Source organism: Fulvivirga sp., assembly GCF_040220315.1.
GTDB lineage: Bacteria > Bacteroidota > Bacteroidia > Cytophagales > Cyclobacteriaceae > Fulvivirga.
Genome location: NZ_JAVJUY010000072.1, coordinates 1 through 4,744, shown reverse-complemented (window position 1 = coordinate 4,744; position 4,744 = coordinate 1). Strand labels below are relative to the sequence as shown.

Annotated in this window: 3 protein-coding genes; all 3 read left to right on the top strand. The window is 36.7% G+C overall.

Going from position 1 to position 4,744, the window contains the following annotated elements; genetic code table 11:
* Nucleotides 1–657 (top strand): RagB/SusD family nutrient uptake outer membrane protein (locus tag RLO81_RS03155; RefSeq protein ID WP_350107117.1); only part of this gene is annotated, 657 nt, incomplete at its 5' end.
* A gap of 164 nt (nt 658–821) precedes the next feature.
* Nucleotides 822–3,533 (top strand): glycosyl hydrolase family 95 catalytic domain-containing protein, encoded by a 2,712-nt coding sequence (locus RLO81_RS03150; RefSeq protein ID WP_350107114.1) that lies wholly within the window; start codon nt 822–824, stop codon nt 3,531–3,533.
* Between the two features lie 17 nt (nt 3,534–3,550).
* A partial coding sequence (locus tag RLO81_RS03145) for a glycoside hydrolase N-terminal domain-containing protein (protein ID WP_350107111.1) occupies nt 3,551–4,744 on the top strand: 1,194 nt, incomplete at its 3' end.

Sequence of the window (4,744 nt, the reverse complement as noted above, 5' to 3'; positions counted from 1 at the left end):
AAGCACATTTTTTTAACGCCAGAACTCAAAAATGCTTATGAGTGCACAGATGGTCTTCCCATTGATGAGTCGCCTTTGTATGACCCAAATAATACTTTTGCAAATAGAGATCCAAGGCATGAATATGTCATTCGAAATCCGGTAGGTACAGACTGGGAGGGGCACTACAATTACAATTTCTATGACGTAACCGGAGTCCAAAATAGAAAAGGAATAGATCCCTCGATCCCTGGGAATTATGCATTTGGTTATTTAAATGACTGGGACTTTATTTTACTTAGGTATGCAGATATCCTACTTATGTATGCGGAAGCACAGAATGAGGCAAATGGTCCGGACCAAAGTGTCTATGATGCAATTAATGAGGTTCGAACACGACCAAGTGTCAATATGCCTCCTGTAGATGAGGTAAGATATGCTACACAAGATCAGGTACGTGACTACATTAGACATGAAAGGTTTGTAGAATTCCCTGTTGAAGGAATAAGATATTTTGATTTGAAACGATGGGGAATAATTGATGAGATTCAGAATCAAAGGTCTAATGCCGCAGGAGTACCATATTCGTTTGAGCAAAAGCACTATAAGTGGCCATTTCCTCAACAAGAATTAGATGCCAACGAAAATCTTGCGCAAACCACAGGTTATTCAGAATAGTTAAGTTCGTTTTCCCACTTAGCTGTGTGGCTTGCAATCTTATGTTGAGATTGCGAGTCACACATTTGAAGGGACCATCTTAACCATGCTAATCATGATTAATTAGCATAGCTATATCATATTCTCAAATCTCTTGATTTCTAAAAACAGTAACCAAATCTTGTATGTCTGTATCAATCAGGTTTTCATTTAATCTCATTTTTTCTTTGCTATTATGTTACTTGCCAATCGAGCTAAGATGTGAACATATTTTGCTAGATGGCGATAGTACCAAGATAATTCAATCATCATTTAATTTAAATAACAAAGAGTGGAGCATAAAATGGCCAAATAGGGTTTCACAATATGATTTAGTATATAAAAGTCCGCCTATTGATCCTCTACAAGGAATTCCATTAGGTAATGGTGAAATTGGATCCCTCATTTGGTGCGATGGTTCAAAAATAATTATTGCTGTCAATAAAAGTGATCTCTGGGATGATGGAAAAACTGAGAAGCCTGGTTGGTATGGGGCTTTGGATGAACAAACAACCTTAAGACATGCAGGAAGGATAATAATTGACTTTAACTACCCCATTTTTGATGAACTTTATATCTCTGAATTTGATGCGCGGCTTAATTTAGCTGAAGCATCATTTGAACTAACTACTTCAAGTCCATTTGGAGATTTGGCATTTAATGCATTCATAAATTTTGATAATGGAATCCTATTTTATGATATAATAAGTGATTTAAAGGATGATGTACCAGTTGAAATTTCTTTAGAGAGATATGGTTCAAGAACTTACTCTCGTTGGTATTCGAGTATAAGTGACAAAACCTCTATTGGTCTTGATGGTACAAACTCATACATAGAAAATAAATCTTTATTTATAACACAAAAATTAACAACAGGAACATTCGCTATCGGAGGTGTTATGCTCAATTCAGATCAGGCTGATGTTATTGTTCAAGATAATTTTGATCATAAGGCAACCATAAATGTGTCAGGATTGAATGGTAAACCGGCTCAATTTGCTTTTTCTGTCACCTCCCCTCTAAGTAGTGATCCGATTTCAGAATTGAGTAAAAAACTTGATGATGCAAAAGAAAATGGACGAACCACATATTATCAGGCTCATAAACGCAAATGGAAGTCTTTGTGGACAAGGTCCTTTGTTGATTATGGCGATGATTATTTAAATAATTTATGGCATCTAACCCTTTATTATACATTGTCCTCGCAAGGTGGTAATTATCCAGGAAGATTTATTAATGGATTGTGGGGTTGGAACAGAGACATACAAAATTGGAATGTCTATTTCCATGAAAACCAGCAGCAATTATATTGGCCATTGAATGCAACCGGGCACTCTGAGTTTATTGAATCATACCTTGATTTTAGATTTAATTCGCTTAAACATGCAAAGAAATACGCCAAAGAGCATTTTAATGCAGATGGTGCGTTTGTGTCAGACCTGACTGATAGAAATGGGTTTAATTCTCCTTCAACAGATCATAATCATACTCCCGTAGCTGAAATTGCACTCGAATTTTGGAGGCAGTATCAATTTACGAATGATAAAGATTTTTTAAGAGAAAGGGCTTTGCCATATATACTAGAAGCCTCAGAATTTTTTGAATCACTAATGGTAAAAGGAGATGATGGCTATTTTCATCCCAGTGTTAGTACAGGTTATGAAGGTTGGATTGAATTGGAAGATGGCTTGACGGACCTCTCATTAGCCAAAAAAATCTTTGAAACAGCTCTTGTTGCAATAAAGGAAGTAGGGCTTCAGTATTCGGAATCTAAGCAATGGAAAAATATCCTGGATAATATAGCTCCATTACCCATAAAAGCGGTAGGTGATCTTTATATAACTGGAAATGAAAACGATTACAGAATAAATACTGGGGTCTTCAAAAACCAACCTGTTCCAACCAATAAAATATTTTTAGCAGGATGGGGTGTCAAGGAAGAAAGATGGCTTATGACATATTTTAGATTAGATGATGAGAAGTACTCATTTTTTAATTCATCATCACCTGGTTATTCACCACCCAGTGTAAGGAATGGCTTAAAATTACATGATGGATTATTCCCTACCATTCCCTCGGCGCCAATCTTTCCATCCGGATTGATTGGGTTAAAGGATGAAGGGACTGAAATGTTTAACGTGGCAAAAGCAACGACCATGCTTTATGGACCTGAGTGCACAGGGTGGGATCCAGTTTCTATTTCAATGGCCAGACTCGGTATGGCGGAGGAATTAGAACTTGTATTGAATGATTTTCCAAGGAGATGGCAAATATTTCCCAATGGTTGGGGACACTGGGGTCTGGAGAATGCAATTAGAAAGGACGCTGAATGGTATTTCAGAACTAATAATGTGACGGTGGCTGATCTTAATAAAAAAATTGAGCTTAGGACCTGGCCATTTAGGCATACTTCTATGGAGGCTATGTCGGTACTTACAACAGCAATGAATGAATCACTTTTACAAAGTTATGAAGGTGTATTAAGGATAGCCCCTGCATTTCCAAATAGCAAAGAAGGTCGGTTCACTCTACATGCTGCTGGTGGATTTATTGTTTCGGCAGAAGTAAGACAGGGAAATATCAAATGGATCTCAATTGTGAGTAAATATGGTAACACCTGCAAAATTGATATACCATGGGAGGAAGCAACAATGAGTTCTTCATTAAAAAATAAATCAAAAGATGTAAAGAATGGAGTTATTGAAGTGTTGACAAAAAAGGATGAGAGTTTATTAATAGTTCCTAAGGGAGTAAGACCGGAGGATTGGACAATAGTTAATGAAATACCCCCTAATAGCCAAAATCCGAAATTCCATCATTCAGGTGAATCTCAATTAGGACTCCCAAGGATGTATTGATTGTAAGGAAATTAGTCATGAAAAGTGTTTTAAAAATATTTACAGCAACATTGCTATGTCATATCTATATAACAACATATAGCATAGGGATTGATGTTAATTCTGGAGATTTAATCTGGTCGAATAAGCAAACTAACACCTGGTCCGAAGGCTATCCTATTGGAAATGGAAGAATAGGCGGAATGGTTCTAGGTAATGCTAAGAAAGAAAGAATTGCACTCAATCATGATCTGCTTTGGAGGAACTTCTGGGATTACCAGAATCACAATACTGCATCAGATATGCCGGAGATTATTAGTGCTTCATTGAATGGTGAGTGGGATATCCTTGAGGAAAAAGTATTGGCAAAGGTATCAAGGACAGGGAAAGCAATATATGTTAACCCGTATGTCCCAGTAGGAGACCTGTTTATTGATATGGATCATTCAAGTACAGTGACAGCGTACCAAAGGACATTGAATATGCAGGAAGGTATTGTTGAAATAAGCTATGATATTGGAGAGGTTAGCTATAAGAGGGAAGTATTTGTTTCATGGGAACAGGGTATTATGGTTATCCGGTTGAGTTCAAATAGAATGGGGATGCTTTCAGGGGAAGTTTCTCTTTCCCGACTATTAGATCCTGAATGTAAGTTGCGTGGGTATTCTGAATTAGATAAGTTGGTGATGGAAGGCGAGTTTGAGGAAGGTAGAAAGTTTTCATTTGCTGCTAAGGTCATTCAGCGTGGTGGAAGACTTACAGGTGGTAATAGAAAATATGAGCAACCATTTGGAGATGGATCTGAAAAAGACCTTGGTCTATCATATATCTTCAATCAACAAAATGAAACGACAGAAAAAGGACCATCAACTTATTTTGACTCATCTAATGAAGTATTAATTCTTATTGCAATCAATGTAGATCAGGAGTTTGACTCAAATGATAAACTGGCTGAACAGAGTATTAACAAATTAAATTCGATAAACACGAATTATGATTTACTAATGAGTGTGCTCATAGCCAACCATCAAAGGTTTTACAATCGTGTAAGAATTGATTTGAGCAAGACTGATTCGAATATATCAACAGATTCATTGCTTAAATACTCCATAAAGAATAATACAGCTTCCCCTGAGCTTATAGAGAAAATGTTCAATATGTCAAGGTATTTGGCCATTAGTAGTGGGACTCCGCAAAAGAATTCAACTAATAAGGCACCAATTAATTTACAA